This window comes from Pseudomonas sp. PDM17 (assembly GCF_014851985.1).
In the GTDB taxonomy this organism is placed as follows: domain Bacteria; phylum Pseudomonadota; class Gammaproteobacteria; order Pseudomonadales; family Pseudomonadaceae; genus Pseudomonas.
The window spans coordinates 21,440-46,120 of the sequence record NZ_JACVAT010000012.1; the positions used below are offsets into that span (position 1 = coordinate 21,440).

Annotated in this window: 22 protein-coding genes; 15 read left to right on the forward strand and 7 right to left on the reverse strand. The window is 67.8% G+C overall.

Features of this window, described 5'->3' with window-relative positions; genetic code table 11:
* Positions 1-92: 92 nt before the first annotated feature.
* From IB256_RS29435 to IB256_RS29445, 3 genes are all read right to left on the reverse strand, one after another.
* Positions 93-437, reverse strand: coding sequence for a bleomycin resistance family protein (locus IB256_RS29435; protein WP_192404905.1), 345 nt, complete (start codon positions 435-437; stop codon positions 93-95).
* A gap of 45 nt (positions 438-482) precedes the next feature.
* On the reverse strand, positions 483-893 hold the full coding sequence (locus IB256_RS29440; RefSeq protein WP_192404906.1) for a hypothetical protein: 411 nt from the start codon (positions 891-893) through the stop codon (positions 483-485).
* A gap of 94 nt (positions 894-987) precedes the next feature.
* Positions 988-1,647 (reverse strand): hypothetical protein, encoded by a 660-nt coding sequence (locus IB256_RS29445; protein WP_192294894.1) that lies wholly within the window; start codon positions 1,645-1,647, stop codon positions 988-990.
* Between the two features lie 276 nt (positions 1,648-1,923).
* Between IB256_RS29445 and IB256_RS29450 the strand changes: the two genes are divergently transcribed.
* Both IB256_RS29450 and IB256_RS29455 read left to right on the forward strand, forming a co-directional pair.
* Complete coding sequence (locus IB256_RS29450) at positions 1,924-3,852, forward strand: LTA synthase family protein (protein ID WP_192404907.1); 1,929 nt, start codon at positions 1,924-1,926, stop codon at positions 3,850-3,852.
* An 88-nt stretch (positions 3,853-3,940) separates the two neighbouring features.
* A complete protein-coding gene (locus tag IB256_RS29455; protein ID WP_192404908.1) occupies positions 3,941-4,867 on the forward strand; it encodes a LysR family transcriptional regulator in 927 nt (308 codons plus the stop codon).
* Here the strand turns inward: IB256_RS29455 and IB256_RS29460 are convergent.
* The gene (locus IB256_RS29460) at positions 4,858-5,301 is read right to left on the reverse strand and encodes a GlcG/HbpS family heme-binding protein (protein ID WP_192294891.1); all 444 of its coding nucleotides are present in this window, start codon (positions 5,299-5,301) and stop codon (positions 4,858-4,860) included. The genes IB256_RS29455 and IB256_RS29460 overlap by 10 nt on opposite strands.
* 2 nt (positions 5,302-5,303) lie before the next feature.
* Positions 5,304-6,647 (reverse strand): metal-dependent hydrolase family protein, encoded by a 1,344-nt coding sequence (locus IB256_RS29465; RefSeq protein ID WP_192404909.1) that lies wholly within the window; start codon positions 6,645-6,647, stop codon positions 5,304-5,306.
* Between the two features lie 261 nt (positions 6,648-6,908).
* On the opposite strand from IB256_RS29465, the gene IB256_RS29470 reads away from it, so the two are divergent.
* Positions 6,909-7,289 (forward strand): nuclear transport factor 2 family protein, encoded by a 381-nt coding sequence (locus IB256_RS29470; protein WP_192404910.1) that lies wholly within the window; start codon positions 6,909-6,911, stop codon positions 7,287-7,289.
* Positions 7,290-7,546: 257 nt separating this feature from the next.
* Here IB256_RS29470 and IB256_RS29475 read toward each other — a convergent pair whose 3' ends face one another.
* Both IB256_RS29475 and IB256_RS29480 read right to left on the reverse strand, forming a co-directional pair.
* Positions 7,547-8,704, reverse strand: coding sequence for an alpha/beta hydrolase family protein (locus IB256_RS29475; protein ID WP_192294889.1), 1,158 nt, complete (start codon positions 8,702-8,704; stop codon positions 7,547-7,549).
* Positions 8,705-8,885: 181 nt separating this feature from the next.
* Positions 8,886-9,824, reverse strand: a complete 939-nt coding sequence (locus IB256_RS29480; protein ID WP_192294888.1) for a LysR family transcriptional regulator — start codon at positions 9,822-9,824, stop codon at positions 8,886-8,888.
* A 281-nt stretch (positions 9,825-10,105) separates the two neighbouring features.
* On the opposite strand from IB256_RS29480, the gene IB256_RS29485 reads away from it, so the two are divergent.
* The 12 genes from IB256_RS29485 (at position 10,106) to IB256_RS29540 (ending at position 24,681) form a co-directional block, all read left to right on the forward strand.
* Entirely contained in the window at positions 10,106-11,047 is a 942-nt protein-coding gene (locus IB256_RS29485) for a VOC family protein (protein WP_081518486.1), read from the forward strand.
* A 3-nt stretch (positions 11,048-11,050) separates the two neighbouring features.
* Positions 11,051-11,398, forward strand: a complete 348-nt coding sequence (locus IB256_RS29490) for a Rieske (2Fe-2S) protein (protein ID WP_138214667.1) — start codon at positions 11,051-11,053, stop codon at positions 11,396-11,398.
* A 140-nt stretch (positions 11,399-11,538) separates the two neighbouring features.
* Positions 11,539-12,663, forward strand: a complete 1,125-nt coding sequence (locus IB256_RS29495) for an FAD-dependent oxidoreductase (RefSeq protein ID WP_192404911.1) — start codon at positions 11,539-11,541, stop codon at positions 12,661-12,663.
* A 99-nt stretch (positions 12,664-12,762) separates the two neighbouring features.
* Complete coding sequence (locus IB256_RS29500) at positions 12,763-14,433, forward strand: DUF1302 domain-containing protein (RefSeq protein WP_192404912.1); 1,671 nt, start codon at positions 12,763-12,765, stop codon at positions 14,431-14,433.
* A 14-nt stretch (positions 14,434-14,447) separates the two neighbouring features.
* The gene (locus tag IB256_RS29505) at positions 14,448-15,815 is read left to right on the forward strand and encodes a DUF1329 domain-containing protein (protein WP_192404913.1); all 1,368 of its coding nucleotides are present in this window, start codon (positions 14,448-14,450) and stop codon (positions 15,813-15,815) included.
* A gap of 126 nt (positions 15,816-15,941) precedes the next feature.
* Entirely contained in the window at positions 15,942-17,003 is a 1,062-nt protein-coding gene (locus tag IB256_RS29510; RefSeq protein WP_192404914.1) for a WD40/YVTN/BNR-like repeat-containing protein, read from the forward strand.
* 3 nt (positions 17,004-17,006) lie between these two features.
* Entirely contained in the window at positions 17,007-19,493 is a 2,487-nt protein-coding gene (locus IB256_RS29515; RefSeq protein WP_192404915.1) for an efflux RND transporter permease subunit, read from the forward strand.
* 119 nt (positions 19,494-19,612) lie between these two features.
* A complete protein-coding gene (locus IB256_RS29520; protein ID WP_192404916.1) occupies positions 19,613-20,797 on the forward strand; it encodes an MFS transporter in 1,185 nt (394 codons plus the stop codon).
* A 28-nt stretch (positions 20,798-20,825) separates the two neighbouring features.
* Complete coding sequence (locus tag IB256_RS29525; RefSeq protein ID WP_192404961.1) at positions 20,826-21,890, forward strand: Rieske 2Fe-2S domain-containing protein; 1,065 nt, start codon at positions 20,826-20,828, stop codon at positions 21,888-21,890.
* Complete coding sequence (locus tag IB256_RS29530; RefSeq protein WP_192294882.1) at positions 21,883-22,836, forward strand: PDR/VanB family oxidoreductase; 954 nt, start codon at positions 21,883-21,885, stop codon at positions 22,834-22,836. Before IB256_RS29525 ends, IB256_RS29530 begins: the two co-directional genes overlap by 8 nt.
* Before the next feature lie 10 nt (positions 22,837-22,846).
* Positions 22,847-23,911 carry an aromatic ring-hydroxylating dioxygenase subunit alpha gene (locus IB256_RS29535; RefSeq protein ID WP_192294881.1) on the forward strand — a complete coding sequence of 355 codons (1,065 nt, stop codon included), beginning with the start codon at positions 22,847-22,849 and terminating at the stop codon, positions 23,909-23,911.
* Positions 23,908-24,681 (forward strand): SDR family NAD(P)-dependent oxidoreductase, encoded by a 774-nt coding sequence (locus IB256_RS29540; RefSeq protein WP_192294880.1) that lies wholly within the window; start codon positions 23,908-23,910, stop codon positions 24,679-24,681. The genes IB256_RS29535 and IB256_RS29540 overlap by 4 nt, the downstream gene beginning before the upstream one ends.

The window sequence follows — 24,681 nt, forward strand, 5'->3', positions numbered from 1 at the left end:
GTGCCCACCAGTCTAGGGATGTGCCCGTAATGAACCAGACAGGGCGGATGCAGGACATAGCTGCACGCTGTGCAGTAATCCGCCGGGCCTGCTCAGGCTTTGACGTGCTGGGCGAAGGCCAGGTGGTAGCCGTTGCAGTCGCGCACGCCGAATTCCTGCGAGCCGTAGGGCATGTCCTGCAGCGGCCAGGCGATCTGCGCCCGGTCTTTCACGGCGGCGAAGTTGCGTGCGACGTCGGCGAGTTGCAGGTAGATCGTGCCCGAGCAACCTGCCTCGCGGTCCCACAGGTCCTGGGCGGTGAACAGCAGTCGGCAGTCCTCCAGTTGCACGGTGAGCGTGCCCTCGGCGGAGTCGGTCACGCTGAAACCGAGCGTGTCGCGGTAATGCTCGCGGGTAAGCCCGAGGTCGTGGCAGCGCAGCAACAGGGTCAGCGGCATGGGAGCTCCGGCGGTGGGCGCGAAGCCGCGATCATGGCACAGGGGTCAGCGCAGAATCACCCGCAGCAGCGAAACCAGCGCCGCGCCGAACAAGGGCGAAATCCAGATGCCGAAGGTCTGCAGGACGAACTGCCGGGCGTACGTCAGCAGTTCCATGTCCGCAGAGGGGACACCGAGGCTGTGCCGGCAGTAACCCAGGATGGCGACGATGAAGCAGGTGCCTGCCAGCACGCCAAGCGCTCGCCACATCAGCCCTCGTTCACTGGCATAGGACAGCAGGGCGCCACAGAACGCGCCGCTGAGCGCCACCAGAATCTCGAAGGTGAATTCGGGTTCGGCAAACCATCGGTTACCGTTCAGCCCGATGATATTGCCGATCTGCCAGCCGGCGAGGCTGCCCACCAGCAGCGCCAGGGCGAGCCACGGGAAATAGCGCATTACCGTGTTGTTCTGCATCGGGGAGGCCCCCTGAAAATCATCGATGATGGCAAAAGAGCAGTATAGCGGGCGCCCCGGCGTGCGCCGGTTCAGCGACGGATGGTGAAAGCGCTTACTTGCGCAGGATGTAGACCCGCACGCCGTCCACGCCGGGGACGACGTTGTAATGGCGTATCTGCGAGAAACCCAGGCGCTGGAACTCGCGCTCCAGGGAGCGGGCGCTGGCGAAGTCCGGGCCGCCGGGATGCGGATCCGGGCCGCAGGGGCAGGCCTGGTCCGCCGCGAGGGCAGGGCTGGAGTGGTCGACGCGGGCGAACAGGATCACGCTGTCGCGGGTCACGGGAATCCACTGGTTCAGCAGCCGGATGTTCTGCCGGTTGCAGGCGCTGTGCGGGATTTCCGGGAGCAACAGGCAATCGACCGAACCCTTGCGCAGTTCGGCGTTTTCCTGCGGGGCGGGCAGGTCCCTGATCCGCCGCTTCATCGCCTCGGGCAGTCGCCGGTGGGCGTCGGCCAGCGTGTCGCCGGACGGGCAGGTCGCCACGATGACGCGGTTGCTGTGCTCCAGCAGCACCGGCCAGGCGGCGCCGGGCAATTGCGAGACCTCCAGCACCAGGATCGGCTCCTCGGCCATGCGCAGGGCCAGGCGCAGCAGGCGCCTGAGGCGCCACTGACGGACGCGTTGGCAAAGACCTGTGCCGAATGCGCCGCCGGCAACGACGCCGTTCTCTCGAGGAGTGATGGAGGAAAACACGCGTTGGGGTTCGTTCATGGAGGCGGACTCGTCAATTGCCTCCATTGTCGAATCGCGCGATCAAGGTCTCGTCAAGGACATGTGAAAAAGACGTGGTCGCCGGGGAATTTCGAACCCTGTAGCGCCGTCGCTGAACGTGACCGGTTTCAGGTCGCCGGTAATTCACGAAACCGGCAGCTCCATTTGACGAATTCTTTTCCTTTCGACTTGTAGAGTCCCGCCCCGACTGCCGCTTTCGGCCACCTCCTGCGCTGCCTTTCGTCCAGTGCGACGGACCTTTACAAGGGACACCCCATGCAACTTTTCCGCTCGGCCCCGACGCGCTTCCTGGCGCTGGTTGCCTTGCTCTGGCTGATCGTCTTCTTCCTGACCCGCCTGGTCCTCCTGGTGAGCCACTTGCCCGAGGTGGGCGCCGGCCATGTCGGGGTCTTCGTCATCGGCCTGCTCTATGACCTGAGCTTCCTGGTCTATGCGTTGTTGCCGATGGGCGTGGTCCTGTTGCTGATGCCCGCGAGGGTCTGGCGCAGCGCCACCTGGCGCTGGTTGCTGACGACCACGTTGTTCGTCAGCGTCTACGTGATGCTTTTCACCGCGGTGGCCGAATGGCTGTTCTGGGACGAGTTCGGCGTGCGCTTCAACTTCATCGCGGTCGACTACCTGGTGTACTCGGACGAGGTGCTGAACAACATCCTCGAGTCCTACCCGATCGGCCTGCTGCTGAGCATCCTCGCGGCCATTTCGCTGGTTGTGACGCTTGCGCTGTTCAAGGTCATCGGCCGCCTGCGTGACGCTGAGGTGGCGTCCCTGCCGCGCCGCCTGCTGGGCTGTGTTGGTCTGGTGGTGCTGGCACTGGTGGCCGGCCTGCTGGTGGACCAGGATTCCCCGCGCGGCCAGGGTGGCAACACCTACGCCCGCGAACTGGCGAGCAACGGGCCCTATCAGTTCTTCGCCGCCTTCCGTAACAACGAGCTGGACTACCCGCAGTTCTACGCCACCCTGCCGGCGCAGCAGGTGACCCAGGAGATACGCGCCGAACTGGCCGAGCCCAACGCCCGCTTCACCGGCGACGATCCGATGGACATCCGCCGCACTATTGCCAACGCCGGAACACCCAAGCGCTACAACATCGTCCTGGTGACCATCGAGAGCCTGAGCGCCAAGTACCTGGGCAGCAACGGCGACGGTCGCAACCTCACGCCCAACCTCGACGAGCTGCGCCGCAACAGCCTCTACTTCAACAACTTCTACGCCACTGGGACCCGCACCGACCGCGGCCTGGAGGCCATCACCCTGTCGATCCCGCCGACGCCGGGCCGCTCCATCGTCAAGCGCGTCGGCCGCGAGAGCGGCTTCGCCAGCCTCGGCCAGCAACTGAAGAACGTCGGTTACGACGCCGTGTTCCTGTATGGCGGCCGTGGCTACTTCGACAACATGAACGCCTTCTTCGGCGGCAACGGCTACCGCATCGTCGACCAGTCCAGCGTCCAGGAGTCGGACATCCACTTCAAGAACGCCTGGGGCATGAGCGACGAAGACCTCTACGCCCAGGCCATCAAGCTGGCGGACGAGGATCACGCGCGTCAGCAGCCGTTCCTGCTGCAGCTGATGACCACCTCCAACCACCGCCCGTACACCTACCCGGACGGCCGCATCGACATTCCCTCCGGCGAGGGCCGCGAGGGTGCGGTGAAGTACACCGACTACGCCATCGGCCAGTTCCTCAAGGCGGCGAAGGGCAAGCCCTGGTTCGACAACACCCTGTTCGTGTTCGTCGCCGACCACACCGCAGGCAGCGCCGGCAAGGAAGACCTGCCGGTGGCGAACTACCAGATCCCGCTGTTCATCTATGCGCCCAAGCTGCTGCCGACCGGTGAGCGCGGCGAGCTGGCGAGCCAGCTGGACCTGGCGCCGAGCCTGCTGTCGATCCTCAACCTGAGCTACACCTCGACCTTCTACGGGCGCGACCTGATGGTGCCGAACGCGCTGCCGCCGCGCGTGGTGATCGGCAACTACCAGCACCTGGGCCTGTTCGACGGCCAGGACCTGGCGATCCTCAGCCCGCGCGGCGAACTGCGCCGGCACAACCAGGCGCTGGGCGCGAGCACGGAAGTGCCGGCGAAGACCGACGATCCGCTGGTGGATCGGGCGATCAGCTACTACCAGTCGGCGAGCTACGGCTTCACCCATCACCTGCTGGACTGGAAACCGGCGGCGGGGCAGTAAGCCCCCAGCTGGCAGGTATCGCGCCATGCGATACCTGCCAGCGCGAAATACGCCACTTGCCGGCGCGGCGCTTGGGTATAAGTCGCCCATGCGCTACCGACGTCTGGACCTCAACCTGCTGGTCGCCCTGGATGTGCTGCTCGAAGAGGGCAGCGTCAGCCGGGCGGCGCAGCGTCTCAACCTCGGCCAGTCGGCGACCAGCGCCGCGCTGGGCCGCCTGCGCGAACATTTCCAGGACCCGCTGCTGGTGCCTCTGGGCCGGGGCCTGGAGCTGACCGCGCTGGCACGTCAGCTGGCGCCGAAGGTGCGCGAGGTGCTGAGCCTGGCCGGGGAGGTGGTGGATACATCCACTGCCTTCGACCCTGCACGCTGTGATCGGCGGTTCACCCTGGTGGCTTCGGACTATGTGGCGGCGACCCTGCTGCCGGCGGTCAGCCGTGAACTGGCGCGCCGGGCCCCGGCTGCCTCGCTGGTGCTGCGTGACCTGCCGCTGCCGCGCGACGGTGATGTGGTGGCCGAGGCGCTGGAGTACCGGCGCAGCGACCTGGTGATAGTCCCGCAGCGGCGGATCAACCCGCGTTACCCCCATGAGGCGCTGCTCAGCGATGAGCTGTGCTGCATCGTCTGCTCTCATTCGGCGCACGATGAGCTGCTGAGCCTCGGCGGTTATTGCGCAGCCGAGCACGTGGTGCGCGAGTTCACCGATGGCCAGAACCTGTCGCTGGATACCCAGCATCTGCGCGAGATCGGTATCGAGCGGCGGGTCGCAGTGACGGTGCAGAGCTTTGCCCTGATGGCCGAATTCGTCGTCGGCACGCCGCGAATCGCCACGCTGTTCCGCCGCCAGGCCGAGTCGCTGGCGCGGCGTTATCCGCTGCGCGTGTTGCCGGCGCCCATGGAGTTCCCGGCGGCGGCGCAGGTGCTGCAATGGCACCCGCAGCAGGCGTTCGATCCTGCACTGGCCTGGCTCCGCCAGGTGCTGGCGGAGCAGGCCGCGCTGCTCGATCAGGATTGAGTATCGCCCGTCTCGCCGTGCAGCCCGAGTTCCGCAATGGCCAGTAGGGCGCAGCGCTCGTCGTTGTCCGAGGTATCGCCGCTGACGCCGATGGCGCCCAGCAGCCGGCCTTCGTCATCGCGCAGGAGAATGCCGCCGGCCACCGGGATCACCTCGCCGCCAGTGAGGCTGTTGATCGCATCGAAGAACGCCGGCATGGCCTGGGCGCGGCGTGCCAGTTCGCGGCCGCCGAAGCCCATGCCCAGGCAGCCGCGCGCCTTGCCGGTGGCGATCTGCGGACGGAGGAAGCTGGCCTGCTCGTCGCGCAGCACGGCCAGCGGGTGACCGGCCGCATCCAGCACGGCGGCGGCCAGCGGGCGCACGCCCTCGGCGCGGGCGTGACGCAGGGTGACAGCGGCCAGGCGCGTGGCCAGTTCGAAGTCGAGATGGGTCATGTTCACTGGCTCCATTTGCCCAACTGAGCGACCCGGTCGCGTGTGTAGAGATCGGTCCACTTCAGCGAGTTGAAGTCCGAAACCTGCTTGGGGTTGTAGGGGGTGCGTTGCAGGCGTACCGGCTCGCCGGCCTTGTACACGGCCTGCAGGCGGTTGCGGTCCTGAAGGATGCGGATGTCTTCCAGTGGCGAGCCGTCGAGGATCAGCAGGTCGGCCTGCTTGCCCGGCTCCAGGGTGCCGAGGGTTTCGCCGCGGGGCATCAGGCGCGAGCCGACATTGGTGGCGGCATAGAGCGCTTCGGCGGGGGTGAAGTCCAGCCGGCGCACCAGCAGTTCCAGTTCGCGGGCGTGCCATTCGCCATAGGGCGTCACGGCGAAACCGCTGTCGCTGCCGCAGGCGAAGGGAATGCCGGCGGCCTTGGCGCGCTTGAGCACCGGGGTGCCCAGCTCCAGGGTACGCGCGCAGTAGCCGGCGTAGCCGGTGGCGATGGCCGGATCGTGGGGCTGGCAGAAGTCCACGGTGTTCTGCGGGAAGGTCATGGTCGGTGCGAGCACGCTGCCGGCTTCGAGCAGCGCCTCGATGCAGGCGTCGTCCATGTAGAAGGCATGGAAGACCAGGTCAACGCCGGCCCTGGCAGCGTACATTACCGCTTCGCGACCGTAGGCGTGGGTCGCCACGCGGCAGCCCAGGCGATGGGCTTCCTCGACCATCTCGCGGGTTTCGTCGGCGGTGAAGGCGGCGATGATCTCGCCATTGGGCCGGCGGTGTGTGCCGTCCATGGCGATCTTGATCAGGTCGACGCCGTCCTTGGCCTGCTTACGGATTTCCGCGATGGCCTCGGTGCGACTGGTGACCAGCGCGGCGGTGAAGTATTCCGGTGCGCCGACGCGGCTGGGGAACCAGTCGTTGAGGCTCTGCCGGTTGGTGATCACGCGGCTGCTGGCGGCGATGCGCGGGCCTTCGAAGAGCCCGGCGTTGACCGTGTTGCGCACGGCGATGCTGAGCTGGCCGCTGTCACCGGGGCAGACCATGGAGGTGACGCCGGCGGCTAGTACGTGCTGGGCGAAGAACAGCCCGCGCAGGGCGCGGAATTCGTCGCTGGTCCAGATATCGATGTCTTCCTCGCTCTGGGCGTTGCCGAAGGCCAGGTGGGTGTGCACGTCGACCAGCCCCGGCATGACGAAGTCGCCGTGGACCTCGCGGTCCCCCGCTGCCGGGCGCGGCGCCCCGGCAGTCGGCCCGACGTGGCGGATCACGCCGTTCTCGATGATCAGTGTCTGTCGCTGGCGCGTTTCCAGGCCGGTGCCATCGAACAGGGTGGAGCAGTGCAGGTGCAGGGCGCCCATGGTCGGACTCTCCTCGTCTTGTTGTTTGCCGGCAGGCTAGGGCGGGCGTGCCGGTCGGCACCATCAGATGCTGTCGATGGCCGTCCATCGATGCTGTCGATACCTGGCGCAGGCCTCGTAGTGCGCGGGATGCAGACGAGGATGCGGTGCGGCAGGGCGGGTATCGGGAGTGGCGATGCCTGGCATGGCGATCGGCGATTTTCCTCGGGCGCCGGCGGGGGCGAGGATGCGCCCGCCCATCAACCACCAAGGGAAAATCCCATGAAGGCTATTCGTGATCTGTTGCTGAACCTGGAAGCCGAACGCCAGCGCGCCCTGGTCGAGGAGGACCACACACGGCTGGACGAACTGTTTGCCGATGAGTTGCTGTACGTGCACACCACCGGTCTGGTGCAGGACAAGGCGCAGTACCTGGACTACGCCCGCCACGCTGTGCGCTACCTGGCAGTGGAGCGTGGCGAGCTGGCGGTTCGTCTGTTCGGCGATGGCCTGGCGCTGATGAGCGGCCCGCAGTGCAACCTGCTGCAGAAGCGTGGCGGCGGCGAGCCGGTGCGTGCCGAGGGTTTTGCCACGCAGCTCTGGGTGAAGGGCGAGGAGGGCTGGCGCATCGCGTCGTTCCATGGCACCCGCGCGCCGGCCTGACCCGACCTGAACCTGTAGCAGCGAGCTTGCTCGCGAACAGAATCTTGCGCCGGGGTCGTTCGCGAGCAAGCTCGCTCCTACGAAAGCGCTCAAGTTCAGCGTGGGAGCCAACCTGTAAGAGCGGGCCATGCCCGCGATCGCGCCCATGGGGCGCTCCTGCCGGAAAGCGTGCAGCAAGAAAACGGCGCCGATGGGCGCCGTGGAGTGCGGGGCCGACACCCCGCGGGAGCAGCGCCGGGTGACCGGCGCAAGGGAGGTCAGGCGGTGTGGCCGCCCAGGGTTTCGGCGATCCAGTCGGCGATGTAGTGACCGGCGTTGATGCTGTTGTCGAAGCTCGAATGCTGCACACCGCCTTCGCGCTCGGTGAAGATCTTCAGCTCGCGTTTCGGGCTGTTCACCAGCTGTTCGTAGGTACGGTGCGCCCACTTCAGCGGAATCTGCGAGTCCTTCTCGCCGTGGGTGACCAGGAAGGGCACGCGGATGCGCTCGAGCACGCCATCCAGGTGCACGTTCTCGGCGATCGTCATGAATTCGTCCATATCCTTCGCGCCCCAGACCCACTGCACGTGCGCCCAGTAGTGCGGCACCGGGAAGTTGCCTTCCTTCTCCAGACGGCGCTTCTGCACGTCGCGCCAGTCGTGGTTGGCGCCCCAGACCACGCCGCAGGCGAAGCGCGGCTCGAAGGCCACCGCGCGCGGGCAGTAGTAGCCGCCCAGGGAGACGCCTTCCAGGCCGATGCGCTTGGGATCGACTTCGGGGTGGGTTTCCAGCCAGTCCACCACGCGGCTGGCCCAGTGTTCGCTGTCGTAGCGCGCAGTCAGGCCATGCAGGCGCAGCGCCTCGCCGGTGCCGGGCTGGTCGATGATCAGCGAGGACACGCCGCGCTTGGCGAGCCACGCCGGCAGGCCGACGCGGTATTTCATTTCCTTGGTCGAATCCAGGCCGTTGACCTGCACCAGCAGCGGCGCCGGGCCGTCGACGCCCTCGGCGCGCACCAGCAGGCCGGAGAGGTGCTTACCCTCATAGGGGATTTCCACCCGCTCGCAGTTTTCCTTCGACAGGTCGATGCCGCGCGCGAAGGTCTCCAGGAACCGCTGGTACAGCGCCTCGCGGCCGGCAGCGCCGTGGGCTTGCAGGCGTTCGCAGGTGAGGTAGTAGGTGGCGGCGCGGTTGTATTTCTCCCCGGCGGAGAGGCGGCGGCCGGCGGCCTCGTCGTCCTCTGCCAGGGCGCAGAGCTTGTCGGCCATCTTCGCCCAGGTCTCGCGGAAGGCCTGGGTACCGGCGGCGTCGGGCTGTTTGGCGGCCTCCTGCAGCGGAGCACACATCTCCTCGATTTCGCCCAGGCGGGCGCCCATCTCGATGGCCAGGTCCACCGAGAGATTCCAGACGTAATTGGTGGGGAAGTAACGGAACATTCTTCTTGTCCTTCTGCGGTCGTTGAGTCCGGCGCCCGGAAACAGCGGCAGGCACGCAGGGCGCGGTTCGAAGGCAAGGTACGCAGGCGGGCAGGGGCGGGGCCAATCGTGAGTGGGGATGCGAGGTATCGTGAAACGCGATGCCCCGGCGCCGTTGCGGCGGCCGGGGTGATAACTGGCGTCAAGCGCTGGCGCGCAGGGCATCCGGTGGCTGGTCGACACTCTGGATGAAGTCGCGGATGCGCTCTCGCAACCAGCGGTGCATGGGGTCGCCCTCCATGCTGCGGTGCCAGAGCATGAACTCGCGCATCACCGGGATCTTCACCGGCGGCGGCAGGATGCGCAGCGGCAGGTAGCGCGCGTACAGCTCGGCCAGGCGACGGTGCATGGTCGCCACGCGCTGGGTGCCCACCAGCAGTTGCGGCAGGGTGTTGAAGTCGTTGGTGATCACTTCCAGGCGGCGATTGAAGCCGTACTGGCTCATGAACCAGTCTTCGATGCTCAAGTGCCGGTTGCGCCCGAAGCCCACCGAGATGTGGCCCATCTGCATGTACTGTTCCAGTGTCAGGACGTCGCCGACCTCGGGGTTGTCGCGCCAGACCACGCAGACGTGATCCTCCTCGAACAGCAACTGCGCCGGATGGCCGTCGATGACGTAGCGCTCGGGCGCGATCATCAGGTCGAGCTCGCCGCGCATCAGCATCTCGGCGGTGTTGTCGCCGGGGCTGAGCATCTCGAAGGTGATGTGCGGCGCCTCCTGGTGGATCTTCTGGATGACCTGGGCGAACAGCACGCTGATCAGGTAGTCCGAGGTCACCAGGCGGAAGTGGCGCTTGCTGCTGGCGGGGTCGAACACCGGCTTGGAGGTGATCGAGGAGCGGATGGTCAGCAGCACTTCGCGCACCGGCACGGCCAGCTCCAGGGCATAGGGCGTGGGCTGCATCTTGCGCCCGACCTGCACCAGCAGTTCGTCCTCGAAGAAGGTGCGCAGGCGCCCCAGCACGCCGCTGGTGGCCGACTGGGTCATGTGCAGGCGTTCGGCGGCACGGGTGATGTTCTGCTCTTCGAGCAGTACATCCAGCGCCACCAGGAGGTTCAGGTCCAGGTGGTGAAAACGCATGGCGATGGCTCACGGTTCTTGTAGTTATTTTCGCGATACCTTCGGGCCGCATTGCCGATACGTCAATAGCACTCTGCCTTCCCTGCGCGGCTAACGCCCTGCGTCATGGGCCGCGCTGCAGGTATCGCGATTGCCGATGCCTCGCATCCCCACACGCGATTGGTCAGGTTGCCGGGCGAGCCATCAACCTGCGCTCCAGTCGAGCGGCCGACGAGCCGCGGCGACCCACCACCGGCGACCCCCTGCCCGGCGCCGAACATAATTTCAATGGAGTGGTAGCCATGAACATTCTTGGACTCGACGCGCTGGTATTCGGCGTCGACGATATCCAGGCCTGTGCCGATTGCCTGCGTGACTACGGCCTCACGGCCGCCCAACTGGATGCCGACGGAGGCCGTTTCGAGGCGCTGGACGGCACCGCGATCATCATTCGCCGGGGTGACGATCCGAGCCTGCCGCCGGCGCTCGGGCCAACCCCGTCGCTGCGCGAAACCCTCTACGGCGTGGCGTCCACCGCAGACCTGGAAGCCATCGCCGACGAACTGGGGCGTGACCGCGAGGTGCGCCGCGACGAGAACGGCGCGCTGCACAGCGTCGACGACCTGGGCTTCGCCATCGCCTTCCAGGTTTCCTGGCGCCGCACCTTCGAAGCGCCGGCCGACCTGACCAACGCCCCCGGCAGCGCGCCGCAGCGCCCGCTCAACCAGCTGGGCATCACCCCGGACATGCCGGCGCAGCCGCGCACCCTGTCCCACGTTGTCTACTTCGTGCCCGACGCGGCCAAGGGCGAAGCCTTCTACCGCGACCGCCTGGGCTTCGTCACCACCGACAGCTTCGTCGGCGTCGGCCCCTTCATGCGCACCGCCGGCATGGACGACCACCACTGCCTGTTCATGATCCAGACCCCGCCGCACATGCAGGGCTGCGAGCACTTCACCTTCCACATGGGCAGCGGCACCGAAGTGCTGCTGGCCGGCACGCGCTTCCAGCAGAAGGGCTGGACCAGCTTCTGGGGCCCCGGCCGCCACCTGCTGGGCTCCAACTGGTTCTGGTACTTCAACAGCCCGCTGGGTTGCCACATCGAGTACGACGCCGACATGGACAAGCACGACGACGCCTGGGCCGCGCGCCAGGCGCCGATGTCGGCGGACAACTCGCAGCTGTTCCTCTTCACCTCGCGGGAGAAATGGGCGCCCGGCGGCCCGCCGCCCAAGCAGGGCTGAGCCGTGGATTGCGTGGCGCTGTGCCGGCTCGACGAGCTGGGCGAGGGGCAGTCGCGCGGCTTCGACCCGCAGGGCCGGGGCGCGGACAGCCTGTTCGCCCTCCGTCACCAAGGTCAGGTGCGCGTGTACCGCAACCTCTGCCCGCACCTGTCGGTGCCGCTGGAGTACCGCAAGGACCGCTTCCTCAGCGCCGATGGCCAGTGGGTCATCTGCTACGCCCACGGCGCGCGCTTCCGCCCGGTGGACGGCGCCTGCGTGCACGGCCCCTGTCGCGGGGAAGTGCTGCCGGCGCTGCAACACCGCGAGGCCGACGGCTGGCTGCTATTGCCGCTGGCGCAACTGGACGCCTGAGGTATCGCGCCGCGCGATAGGTCGCATCCACGGACGCGATTAGTCAAAGCCCGGCCCCGCCGGGAAGCTGTGCCCCGGGCACGCAGAACGGCCGCCGCGCAGAACGTGGCGGACAACAAGAACAAGACGTGAGAGATGCCATGAATACTGTGAGCAATGTGCTGATCGTGGGCGGCGGGATTGGCGGGCTGTGCGCCGCCATCGCCCTGCGCCGCAAGGGAGTCGCGGTCGATCTGGTCGAGCTGAAGACCGAGTGGACGGTCTACGGCGTCGGCATCATCCAGCAGAGCAACGTGGTGCGCGAGATGCACCGCCTTGGCCTGCTCGACGCCTACCTGGATGCGGCCTACGCCTTCGAGGACGTGGCCATCTACACCACGCAGGGCGAGCAGCTGGCGCGCATTCCCGGCCAGCGCCTGGCCGGCCCGCAGTACCCGGCCAACGTCGGCATCTCCCGTCGTGCGCTGCACAAGGTACTGAGCGAGACCGCCATCGAACTGGGCACCCAGGTGCGCCTGGGCACTTCGGTGGAAAGCCTCGAACAGGACGCCAGTGGCGTCGATGTGCTGTTCAGCGACGGCAGCCAGGGCCGCTACGCGCTGGTGGTGGGGGCCGACGGTCTGTTCTCCAGGGTGCGCGGCCTGCTCTTTGGCGATAAGTACCAGCCGCGCTTCACTGGCCAGTCGGTGTGGCGCCACAACTTCCCCCGCGCCACCGGCATCGATCACCTGGCCAACTACCAGGGACCGTCGGGCAACGCCGGCCTGGTGCCGCTGGCCGACGACCTGATGTACCTCTTCACCACCTCCCACGAGCCGGGCAATCCCTGGATGGACCCGGCCAGCCTGGCTGACGGCCTGCGCCAGCGCCTGGCCGGCTTTGGCGGGCTGATCGGCGAGCTGCGCGAGCAGATCGGCGACAGCAGCGAGGTCGTCTACAAGCCGCTGGAAGCCGTGTTCGTCGATGAACCCTGGTACCGCGGCCGCGTGCTGCTGATCGGCGACGCCGCCCACGCCACCACGCCGCACCTGGGCCAGGGCGCCGGCATGGCCATCGAGGATGCCGTGGTGCTGGCCGAGGAGCTGACCGCTGGCGGCGAGCTGGAAGACCAGCTGCAGCGCTTCATGGGCCGCCGCTTCGAACGCTGCAGGTTCATCAGCGAGATGTCCCTGCTGGCCGGCGAGAAGGAGATCCAGCGCGACCCGTCCTTCGATCGCATCGGCCTGGTCAAGCAGATGCTGGAGGTCACCGCGCGCCCCATCTGATCTCTCCGCCCGGCGCGCCCTGCCTAGATGGCGCGCCATGGCCCGGGTCACCCACAACCGCCAACACCGACGCACAAGAACAAGAAAGAGGAAACCCCGATGTTGACTCGCACGCGTGCAACCGCGCGGCCGCTGCCGCCGCTCAAGCCCATCACCCTGGCGCTCCTTGCGCTGGCCGCCAGCCACGCCCAGGCCTTCGAATTCGACACCGGCAACCCCGACCTGCGGGCGCGCTGGGACAACACCCTGAAGTACAGCGCCGCCTGGCGCACCCAGGATGCCAGCAGCAAGCTCACCGAAGGCCAGACCGCGCTGAACCTGGACGATGGCGACCGCAACTTCGACAAGGGCCTGATCTCCAACCGCCTGGACCTGCTCTCCGAGCTGGATATCACCTATGGCAACGTCGGTGCGCGGGTCAGCGGCGCAGCCTGGTACGACGACGTCTACAACCGCGGCACCGACAACAACGATCCAAGCCGCGCCAACAGCTACTCGGTGGATTACGACGAGTTCACCGACGACACCCGCGCCCTCCACGGGCGCAAGGGCGAGCTGCTGGATGCCTTTGTCTTCGGCAAGACCGAGATCGGCGAGATGCCGGTTTCCGGGCGCCTGGGCCGCTACGCCATGCAGTGGGGCGAGAGCCTGTTCTACGGCATGAACGGCATCGCCGGCGGCATGGCGCCGATCGACGTGGTCAAGGGCCTGTCGGTGCCCAATACCCAGTTCAAGGAACTGATCCGCCCGGTGCAGCAGGTCTCCGGCCAGCTGCAGCTGACCCCGGATGTGTCCCTGGGCGCCTACTACCAGTTCGAGTGGGAAGCCAACCGCCTGCCCGCCGCCGGCAGCTACTTCTCCAACGACGACTTCTTCGGCGACGGCGGCGAGCGCATGTTCATCGGCGCGCCGGTGATGCCCGGCGGCCAGCCGCTGGCCTTCTACCGTGGCAACGACAAGGAGGCCAAGGACTCGGGGCAGGGCGGCGTGCAGTTGCGCTGGCGCACCGAGACGGTGGACTGGGGCGTCTACGCCATCCGCTTCCATGACAAGAACCCGCAGCTCAACGTGCGCCCGGACTTCGCCAGCCTCAACCCGGTGACCGGCAAGGCCGGCGAGTTCTACTGGGTCTATCCCGAAGGTATCGAGGCGTTGGGGGCGAGCTTCTCTACCACCCTGGGTAACTTCAACGTGGCGGGCGAGCTGTCCACCCGCTGGAACCAGCCGCTGGCCTCCACCAGCCAGCATGCGCTGGCGGTGGGCGAGGCGATCGACAACGACGACGACCCGGTCTACGCCACCGGCCGCACGCTGCACGCCAACTTCTCCTGGCTGGCGAGCCTGGAGCCGAGCTTCATCGCCGCCGAGTCGAGCTTCCTCGGCGAGATCGCCTGGAACCGGGTGATGAGCGTGAGCCAGAACGCCGATGCGCTGGACCCCAACGCCGACCGCGACGCCACCAGCCTGCGCCTGGTGTTCGAGCCGATGTACCGGCAGATCTACCCCGGCCTCGACCTCTCGGTACCCATCGGCGCGAGCTACACCAACGGCGCCTCCGAGGCACTGGGCACCGGCTTCGGTACCGACCATGGCGGCGACCTGAACATCGGCCTGAAGGGCAACTACCTCAACACCTGGAGCCTGGGCCTGACCTACACGCACTACTACGGCCCGGAGAACACCTTCCTCGACGCCGACAACCACTACACCTTCGAACAGTCGCTGAAAGACCGCGACTTCATCGCCTTCACCGTCAGCCGCACCTTCTGACCGAGGACTGCCCGATGAAACACAACAAGAAAGTCGTTTCCCTGCTCACCGCTTTGAGTGCCTCCCTGCTGTTTGCCCATGGCGCCTTTGGCGCAGTGTCCGCCGAGGAGGCGGGCAAGCTGAAAACCACCCTGACCCCGCTGGGCGGCGAGCGCGCCGGCAACGCCGACGGCAGCATCCCGGCCTGGACCGGCGGCTACACCCTGGTCGACCCGGCCTACAAGGACGGAGGCAAGCGTGGCGATCCCTTCGCCAGCGAAAAGCCGCAGCTGACCATCACCGCGCAGAACATGGCGCAGTACGCCGACAAGCTGACCCCCGGCATCCAGGCGATGCTGAAGAAGTACCCGGACAGCTACCGCCTGGAGGTCTACCCGACCCACCGCAGCGCTGCCGCGCCGCAGTCGGTATACGACGCCACCTTCGCCAATGCCACCAGCGGCAAGCTGGTGGAGGGCCCCGCCGGGCCGATGCCCGAAGGCGCCGCCGGGGGCATTCCGTTCCCGATTCCGGGCAACGGCGTGGAGGCCATCTGGAACCACCTGCTGCGCTGGCGCGGGGCTTCCTGGCACTCGAACTTCAACCAGTACCTGACCACCGCCGACGGCAAGCACGTGCTGACCAACGACTCGCGCGGTGATTTCCAGATGCCCTGGTACCTGCCCGGCGGCAGCGGCGAGAAGGGCGTGTTCTGGTCCATCCGCATGATCAACGACGGCCCGCCGCTGCGCGCCGGCGAGGCCATTACCGGCCTTGAGAACCTCAACGCAGACAAGGCTGCCGTGTGGACCTACCTGCCCGGCCAGCGCCGCGTGCGCCGCCTGCCCAACGCCTGCTGCGATACACCGACGCCGGCCACCGCCGGGGTCATGAGCTTCGACGAGCTGTACGTGTTCAATGGCCGCGTCGACCGCTTCGACTGGAAGCTGGTGGGCAAGAAGGAGATGTACATCCCCTACAACGCCAACAAGGTGTTCACCGCCGCCAGCGCCGAATCGATGCTCGATGCGCACCACCTGAAGTCCGACGCCATCCGCTGGGAACTGCACCGTGTCTGGGTGGTGGAAGCGACGCTCAAGGACGGCCAGCGCCATGTGATGCCGAAGAGCACCTACTACCTGGACGAGGACACCTGGGCCGCCGTGCTCGGCGAGCGCTACGACGCCCGCAACCAGCTGGCCAAGGTGGTCTGGACCTCGCCGGTGGTGATGCCCGACCTGCCCGGCGTGGTGACCCTCACCAACGGCTTCTACGACCTGCTCTCCGGGGCCTGGTTCGCCGGCGACCTGTTCGCTGGCAAGAGCGAGCAGTACCGCATCGTGCCGCCCTACAAGGACTCGGTGTTCACCGCCGACGCCATGGCCGGTGAGGGCGTGCGTTAAGAGGGGTAGGTCGATCACCTGTAGGAGCAGGCCCAGCTCGCGATTGCGGGCACCGCCCGCTCCTGCAGGGAGCTACGTCGCGATCCCGGCTGTACCGATTACAAGAAAAAAGAAAGGTTGCGTGCGATGAAGAAGAGTCTCTCCGCCTGGCTGCTGGCAGCCTGTTGCGCGGTGCCCGCGGCGTTTGCCGGTGGCAGCGTGGATGTCCTGGCGCAGCCCGCCGTGCATGGCCCGCAGGCCCTGCGTGCGGTGCTGCAGGATGTGGCCCGCGCTGGCGAGCGTCTGGTGGCAGTGGGGGAGCGTGGCGTGGTGCTGCTCTCCGACGACAACGGCACTACCTGGCGCCAGGCCACGGCGGTGCCGGTGAGCGCCGGCCTGACTGCCGTACAGTTCATCGATGCGCAGAGTGGCTGGGCCATCGGCCACGCCGGCGTGGTGCTGCACAGCGAGGATGGCGGCGAGCACTGGACCCTGCAACTCGACGGCAAGCGTGGTGCTGTCCTGGAACAGCAGGCCGCCGAGGCTTCCGGAGACGCTGCGCGCGTCGCCGCTGCGCAAAGGTTGGTGGCCGACGGCGCCGACAAACCGCTGCTGGCGCTGAGCTTCGCTGATACCCATCACGGTTTGGTGGTCGGCGCTTACGGCGTGGCGCTGAGCACTGCCGATGGCGGTCGTAGCTGGCAGTCCGAGATGGGCAGGCTGCCGAACCAGCGCGGTCTTCACCTGTACGCCCTGGCACGCGCCGGCAGTGACCTGTACGTCGCTGGCGAGCAAGGCCTGTTGCTGCGTTCGCGCGATGACGGCGCCCACTTCGATGCCCTGCAAAGCCCCTACGACGGCAGCTACTTCGCCGCCGCCGTGCTGCCCGGTGGGCGCCTGCTGGTGGGCGGCCTGCGTGGCACCCTGTTGGCTTCCGACGATGCCGGCGAAAGCTTCCAGCCGCTGGCCAATCCGATTCCCGCATCGCTCAACGGCATCCGCGTCACCGGCGGCCAGCTGCTGCTCGCCAACCAGGCCGGGATGCTGCTGCGCAGCGGCCTGGATGCCTTCGCCGCGCAGCCGCTGCCGGTCTCCGACGGCCTGCCGCTGACCGCTGCCACCAGCGCTGCCGACGGTGCCATCGTCGCCGTCGGCATGGCCGGTGCGCGCCGCCTGGCGCCTTCTTCCCAACCCCTTCGCGCGGACTGAGCCATGCACGCCACGACTTCCCCTGCGCCGTCCAGCGGCCGCCTCGACGACTTCGACAGTGCTTCCGGCTCGCTGCTGGAACGCGCGCTGTTCAACCACCGCGCCCTGGTCCTGCTGCTGTGCCTGGCGGCGACCCTGCTGCTGGGCTGGCAGGCCACCCGCCTGACGCTCAACGCCAGCTTCGAGAAGATGATTCCGCGCGAGCACCCGTTCATTCACAACTACCTGGAGCACCGCCAGGAGCTGGCCGGGTTGGGCAACGCCGTGCGCATCGCCGTGGCCAACCCGCGCGGCAGCCTCTACGACAAGGACTACCTGCACAGCCTGCAGCAGCTCAACGATGCGGTTTACCTGCTGCCCGGCGTCGACCGTGCGGCGATGAAGTCGCTGTGGACACCCTCGACCCGCTGGACCGGTGTGACCGAGGACGGCCTGGAAGGCGGCCCGGTGATTCCAGACGGCTACGATGGTGGCGTCGCCAAACTCGAAGAACTCAAGCGCAACGTCGAGCGCTCCAACGAGATCGGCCAGCTGGTGGCCTTCGACCAGCGCTCGAGCATCGTCTACGTGCCGCTGCTGGAGAAGACCCCGGACGGTCAGGCGCTGGACTACACGGCCTTCGCCCATGAGCTGGAAAGCCTGCGCGCGCGCTTCCAGGGGCAGGGCGTGGACATCCACATCACCGGCTTCGCCAAGGTGGTGGGCGACCTGATCGACGGCCTGAAGCAGATCCTGCTGTTCTTCGCCGCCGCCATCGCCATCACCGCAGCGGTGCTCTATTGGTACACCCGCTGCGTGCGCAGCACCGCGCTGGTGGTGATCTGCTCGCTGGTCGCGGTGGTCTGGCAACTCGGCCTGCTGCCGCTGCTGGGCTACGAGCTGGACCCATACTCGGTGCTGGTGCCGTTCCTGGTGTTCGCCATCGGCATGAGCCACGGCGCGCAGAAGATGAACGGCATCATGCAGGACATCGGCCGTGGCATGCATCGCCTGGTGGCGGCGCGCTTCACCTTCCGCCGGCTGTTCCTCGCCGGGCTCACCGCGCTGCTGTGCGACGCCGTGGGTTTCGCCGTGCTGATGATCATCCGTATCCAGGTGATCCAGGACCTGGCGGTGATCGCCAGCCTGGGCGTGGCGGTGCTGATCTTCACCAACCTGATCCTGCTGCCGGTGCTGCTCTCTTACGTGGGCGTCAGTGCCCGCGCAGCGCGGCGCAGCCTGCGCGCCGAGGAGGCCGAGGCGAGCGGGGCGGACAAGCACGCCATGTGGCGCTTCCTCGACCTGTTCACCCGTCGCCGCTGGGCCGCCGCGTGCATCGCCGTGGCCGCGCTGATGGCCGCTGGCGGCTATGCCGTGAGCCTGCACCTGAAGGTCGGCGACCTCGACGCCGGCGCTCCCGAGCTGCGCCCGGATTCGCGCTACAACCGTGACAACGCCTTCGTCACCCGGCACTACGGCGCCAGTAGCGACGTCTTCGCGGTGATGGTGCAGACCCCGGCCGGCGCCTGCTCGGCCTACGACACCCTCAAGCGTGTCGATGACCTCGACTGGCAACTGCGCGGCCTGCCGGGCGTGGATTCGACCAACTCGCTGGCGCTGCTCAACCGCCGGGTGCTGGTCGGCCTCTCCGAGGGTAGCCCGAAGTGGTACGAGCTGGTGAACAACCAGGCGACCCTGAACATGGTCACCGCCAACGCCCCGCGCGGGCTGTACAACGACGACTGCAGCCTGCTGACGCTCTACGCCTACCTCACCGACCACAAGGCCGACACCCTGGCGCGGGTGGTCGATAGCGTGCAGGCCTTTGCCCACGACAACGACAGTGAGCAGGCGAAGTTCCTCCTCGCTGCCGGCAGCGCCGGCATCGAAGCAGCCACCAACCAGGTGGTGAAACAGGCCAACCGCGACATGCTCTGGTGGGTCTACGGCGCGGTGATCCTCCTCTGCCTGGTGACCTTCCGCTCCTGGCGCGCGGTGCTTTGCGCAGTGCTGCCGCTGGTGCTCACCTCGATCCTCTGCGAGGCGCTGATGGTGGCGCTGGGCATCGGCGTGAAGGTCGCGACCCTGCCGGTGATCGCCCTGGGCGTGGGCATCGGCGTGGACTACGCGCTCTACGTCATGAGCATCGTGCTGGCGCAGCTGCGCCAGGGCGCCAGCCTGTCCGAGGCGTATTACCGCGCGCTGCTGTTCACCGGCAAGGTGGTGATGCTCACCGGCGTGACCCTGGCCATCGGCGTCGGCACCTGGATCTTCTCGCCCATCAAGTTCCAGGCCGACATGGGCGTGCTGCTGGCCTTCATGTTCGTCTGGAACATGGTCGGCGCACTGATCCTGCTGCCGGCGCTGGCGTATTTCCTCCTGCCGCAGCGCCAGGCACGGGTGGAGACGCAACCCACCGTGGCGGCGCACCACCTGCAGGAAGTCCACCACGACCGCGACTGCTGCCAGCAGCACGCCGCCACGCCCCTGGCCTGCAGCCAGGCGCGCTGAGTCCACACAACGAAAACAAGAGGACGACCCCATGCCCTGCCTGAAGACCCTGTGGCGCGAGCTGCGCGCCGGCCTGATCCAGTACGGCGCCACCCATTGCCTGCTGGTGGAGGTGCCCCATGAGCGCTGATCGCCGCGCGGGTGGCGCGCAAGCGCTGTTGCTGCTGTTCGGCAGCTGCCTGCCGGTGCTTGGCGCGGTGCTCATCGCGCCGGTGCTGCCACGCATGCAGGCGCACTTTGCCGAGACTCCCGGCGCCGCCGTGCTGGTGCCGGTGGCGCTGACCCTGCCGGCGCTGGTAATCGCCTTCCTCGCGCCGCTGGCCGGGGTGCTGGCCGACCGCGTGGGACGGCGCTCCCTGCTGCTCGCCAGCATGCTGCTGTACAGCCTCTGCGGCGTGCTGCCGCTGTGGCTGGATTCGCTCGGCCTGATCGTCGCCAGCCGCGCCGGCATCGGCCTGGCGGAAGCCGGGATCATGACCTGCTGCACCACGCTGATGGGCGACTACTTCGACGGCCAGCGCCGTGAGCGCCTGTTCGCCCTGCAGATGGTTGCCACCTCGCTGTCCGCCGCGCTGTTCATGGGCCTGGGCGGCGCGCTGGGGGAGAGCAGCTGGCGCACCCCGTTCGTGCTCTATGCCGTGGGCATGCTGTGCCTGCCGCTGATGGCCGCCTTGCTCTGGGAGCCGCAGGCACACCGCGTCGAGCATGCGCCAACCAGCGCCTCGCGCTTCCCCTGGGCGGCGCTGGCGCCGCTGTACCTGCTCACCGGGCTGGCCGGCGTCAGCCTGTTCATCGTGCCGGTGCAGGCGGGCTACCTGCTGCAACTGCTGCACGTCGACGGCCCGCAGCAGATCGGCCTGACCATGGGCGCCAACCAGCTCGGCGTGCTGGCCGGTGCGCTGACCTTCCGTCTGCTCGCCGGGTTGCCGGCGCGTCGCCTGCTGGCGCTGGGCTTCGCTACGGCGGGCCTGGGAGGCGGGCTGATGGCGCTTTCGTCCAGCCATGCTCCCGTGGTCCTCGCCGTGCTGTTGAACGGGTTGGGCGTGGGCCTGCTGCTGCCGACGCTGATCACCCAGGTGATGCAGCAGGTCGGCTTCGACCAGCGCGGCCGCGCCACCGGTGGCTTCACCGCGTCGATCTTCGCCGGCGAATTCGTCAGCCCGTTGCTGGTGCTGGCGCTCACCGGCGGCATCGCCACCCAGCTGCCGCATGCGCTGCTGCTGGTGGCGCTGGCCCAGCTTGCACTGGCTCCGCTGTGCCTGGTGCTGCTGGGGCGGCAGATCAAGGCTCAGGCACTGGCCTGATCACGACAACAAGAACGAGGACATGACCGTGAGCTACTTGCGCAACACCTGGTACGCCGCTGCCTGGGACACCGAGGTCGAGGCCGGGCAACTGTTCCCGCGCACCCTGCTGGACGAGCCCGTGCTGCTCTATCGCGACAGCCAGGGCATCGCCCGGGCCATCGGCAACCGCTGCCCGCATCGCTTCGCACCGCTGCACATGGGTTGCCTGAAGGGCGACGAGGTGCAGTGCGCCTACCACGGCCTGCGCTTCGACAGCAGCGGGGCCTGCACCCACAACCCCCACGGCGACGGTGTCATCCCCCGGGCGGCCAAGGTCAGGGCCTATCCCCTGGTGGAGCGCCACAGCCTGCTGTGGATCTGGATGGGCGAGCCGGCGCTGGCCGATCCGCAGCGTATTCCCGACTTCAGCTGCATGGACGCCGGGCACTGGTTCGTCGGCAAGGGCTACCTGCATGCCAAGGCCAACTACGTGCTGGAAACCGACAACATCATGGACCTCAGCCACGTCGAGTTCCTGCACCCCGCGACCCTCGGCGGCGAAGGTGTGAAGAGCGCGATCACCAGCGTCGAGCAGGAGGGCGACAGCGTCTGGTCGAACCGCCAGACCGTGGCCGAGATCATGCCGGACTTCCTCTACCAGGCGATGAACATCCCCCACGGCACCCCGGTGGACCGCTGGATCGATGTGTGCTGGGACGCCCCCGCCAACATGCTGCTGTACGCCGGCGCGGTGCCCACCGGGCGGCCGCGCAGCGAAGGGGTGAACACCCCGATCCCGCACCTGTTCACGCCGGAAACCGGCAAGACCACCCACTACTGGTTTGCCATGTGCTTCCCCAAAGCCATGGGCCCGATGGGCGAGCAACTGGCCCGCGAACAGGTCGAGGCGATTCGCCGGCCATTCGCCACCGAAGACCTGCCGATGCTCGAAGCGCAACAGGAAATGATGGGCGACGCCGAGTTCTGGTCGCTCAAGCCGGTGCTGCTGGTCGGCGATGCCGGTGCGATCCGTGCCCGTCGCGTGCTCGACCGGCTGATCGCCGAAGAGCGCACGGCTGCCGAAGTAGCGAAGGAGGCCGGCCATGCTTGAGGTCCGCGTCAGCCGCCGCCAGCACGAGGCGCAGGACATCCTCGGCTTCGAGCTGCGCTCGCTGGACGGCGCCAGCCTGCCGCCGTTCAGCGCCGGTTCGCATATCGACGTGCACCTGCCCAACGGGCTGGTGCGCCAGTACTCGCTGTGCAACGACCCGCGCGAGCACGACCGCTACCAGATCGGGGTGCTTCTCGACCCGGCCTCACGCGGTGGTTCGCGCTGCCTGCACGAGGCGGTGGAAGAGGGCACGCGGCTGCGCATCAGCGAACCGCGCAACCTCTTTCCGCTGGCCCATGAAGCCGGCCGCAGCCTGCTGTTCGCCGGCGGCATCGGCATCACGCCGATCCTCTGCATGGCCGAACGACTCGCGCAGAGCGGCGCCGCTTTCGAGCTGCACTACTGCTGCCGCTCGGCCGACCGCGCGGCGTTCCTCGAGCGCCTGAGCCGGTCGAGCTTCGCCGACCAGGTGCAGCTGCATTTTGACGACGGCCCCGCCGGGCAGCGCCTGGATGCTGCGCGCCTGCTGGCAGCGCCGGCGGACGGCACACACCTCTACGTCTGCGGGCCCGGCGGTTTCATGGCCCATGTGCTGGACAGTGCGCGCCAGGCCGGCTGGGACGAGTCGCGCCTGCACCGGGAGTACTTCGCGGCGGCGCCCGAGCCCGAGGCCGCCAGCGGTAGCTTCGAGGTGCAACTGGCGAGCAGTGGGCAGTGCTTCCTGATTCCTCCTGAGCGCAGCGTCGCCGACGTACTGCTGGAGTGCGGCGTGGACATCCCGTTGTCCTGCGAGCAGGGCATCTGCGGCACCTGCGTGACCCGCGTGCTGGCCGGCGAGCCGGAGCACCGCGACCTGTTCATGACCGATGCCGAACACGCCCGCAACGACCAGTTCACACCCTGCTGCTCGCGCTCGAAGAGCCCGCGCCTGGTACTCGATCTCTGAGGAGCCACCGATGATTCCCAGCCCCATCGCCACTTTCGACCCCGCTGCGCCCACCGGCCAGCCCGATTTCCCGCAGGACCGCTGGTACGTCGCCGGCTTCGCCTGGGAGCTCGCCGACAAGCCCCTGGCGCGCACGCTGCTCGGGCAGCCGCTGGTGCTGTTCCGCACGGCCGATGGCAGCGTCGCCGCACTGGAGGACCGTTGCTGCCACCGAGCGTTACCGTTGTCACTCGGCACCCTCGAGCAGGACGGTCTGCGCTGCGGTTACCACGGCCTGCTGTTCGGCGCCGATGGCCGCTGCCTGGAGATTCCCGGCCAGGCCAAGGTGCCCGGCAAGGCGCTGGTGAAGGCCTTCGTCCTGCGCGAGCGTGACCAGATTCTCTGGCTCTGGCATGGCAGCGGCGCCCCCGACCGGGAACCACCGGCCTACCCGCACCACGACAGCGGCCAGTACCGTTTCGGCGGTGACGTCTACCACTACGCGGCGCCTTGGCAGCTCATCCACGACAATCTGCTCGACCTCAGCCACCTGGGCTACGTGCACCTGCGTACCATCGGCGGCAACGCGCGCATCCACATGAACGCGCAGATGCAGGTCAGCGGCGATGAGCAGTCGGTACGGGTGGTGCGCCACATGCTCGACTCCGAGCCGCCACCCACCTACCGCGACGCCTACCCGTTCACGGGGCGCATCGACCGCTGGCAGGAGATCGAATTCCAGCCGTCGCACCTGTGCATCTGGACCGGCGCGGTGGATGCCGGCAGCGAGCCCATCGATACGCCCGAGCGGGGTGGCTTCCACCTGCGCGGCTTCCATGGCGTTACCCCGGAGACGAAAGAGACCTGTCACTACTTCTGGACCCAGGCGACCAATCCCCAGGCCGACCCGGAAGAGAACCTGAGCCGGGTGCTGGAGCAGACGCGCCTGACCTTCGACGAGGACAAGCAGGTGATCGAGGCGCAGTACGCTAACCTGCTGCGCTTCGGCGAACGGCCTATGGTCGACATCCATGTCGATGCCGGCGCCAACCGCGCCCGGCGAATCATTGCCAGTCTGCTGGCGGGCCAGGCATGAGCTCGCTGTTTTCCCTGGCCGGCAAGACTGCTCTGGTCACCGGCGCCACTCGCGGCATCGGCCTGGCCGTCGCCCGTGAATACGGCCTTGCCGGCGCGCGTCTGGTGATCAGCAGTGAGAGTGCCGAGGACTGTGCGCGAGCGTTGCAGTCGCTGGCGGAGGAGGGCATCGACGTGATCGCCGTACCCGCCGACCTGCGTGACGCTCATGCCGTGCAGGCACTGGCGCAGCGGGCTCTGGAACATCTCGGCCAGCTCGATGCGCTGGTCTGTAATGCCGGCGTCGCGCCGCACCTGGGGCCGCTCGGCACGGCCAGCGATGCCGACTGGGAGCTGACCTTCACCGTCAACCTGCGCAGCGCGCTGTGGCTGACCAGCGCCTTGCTCCCGGCCATGGCCGACGGTGGCGGCGGCAGCGTGGTGCTGATGGCCAGCATCGCCGGCGTGCGCGGCAACAAGAGCCTGGGCCTTTACGGGTTGTCCAAGGCCGGGCTGGCGCAGCTGGCGCGCAACCTGGCGGTGGAGTGGGGCCCGGCGAACATCCGCGTCAACGCCATCAGCCCCGGCGTGATTCACACCGAATTCGCCCGTCCGCTCACCGACAACCCCGACGTCCTGCAGCGCCGCCTGGCGCTCACGCCGCTGCGCCGGGTCGGCCGGCCCGAGGAAGTGGCGGCCCTGGCACTGCTGCTGGCCGCCCCGGGTGGCGCCTTCATCAGCGGACAGAATCTCATCGTCGACGGTGGCACGACCATCGGTGACGGCAATTGA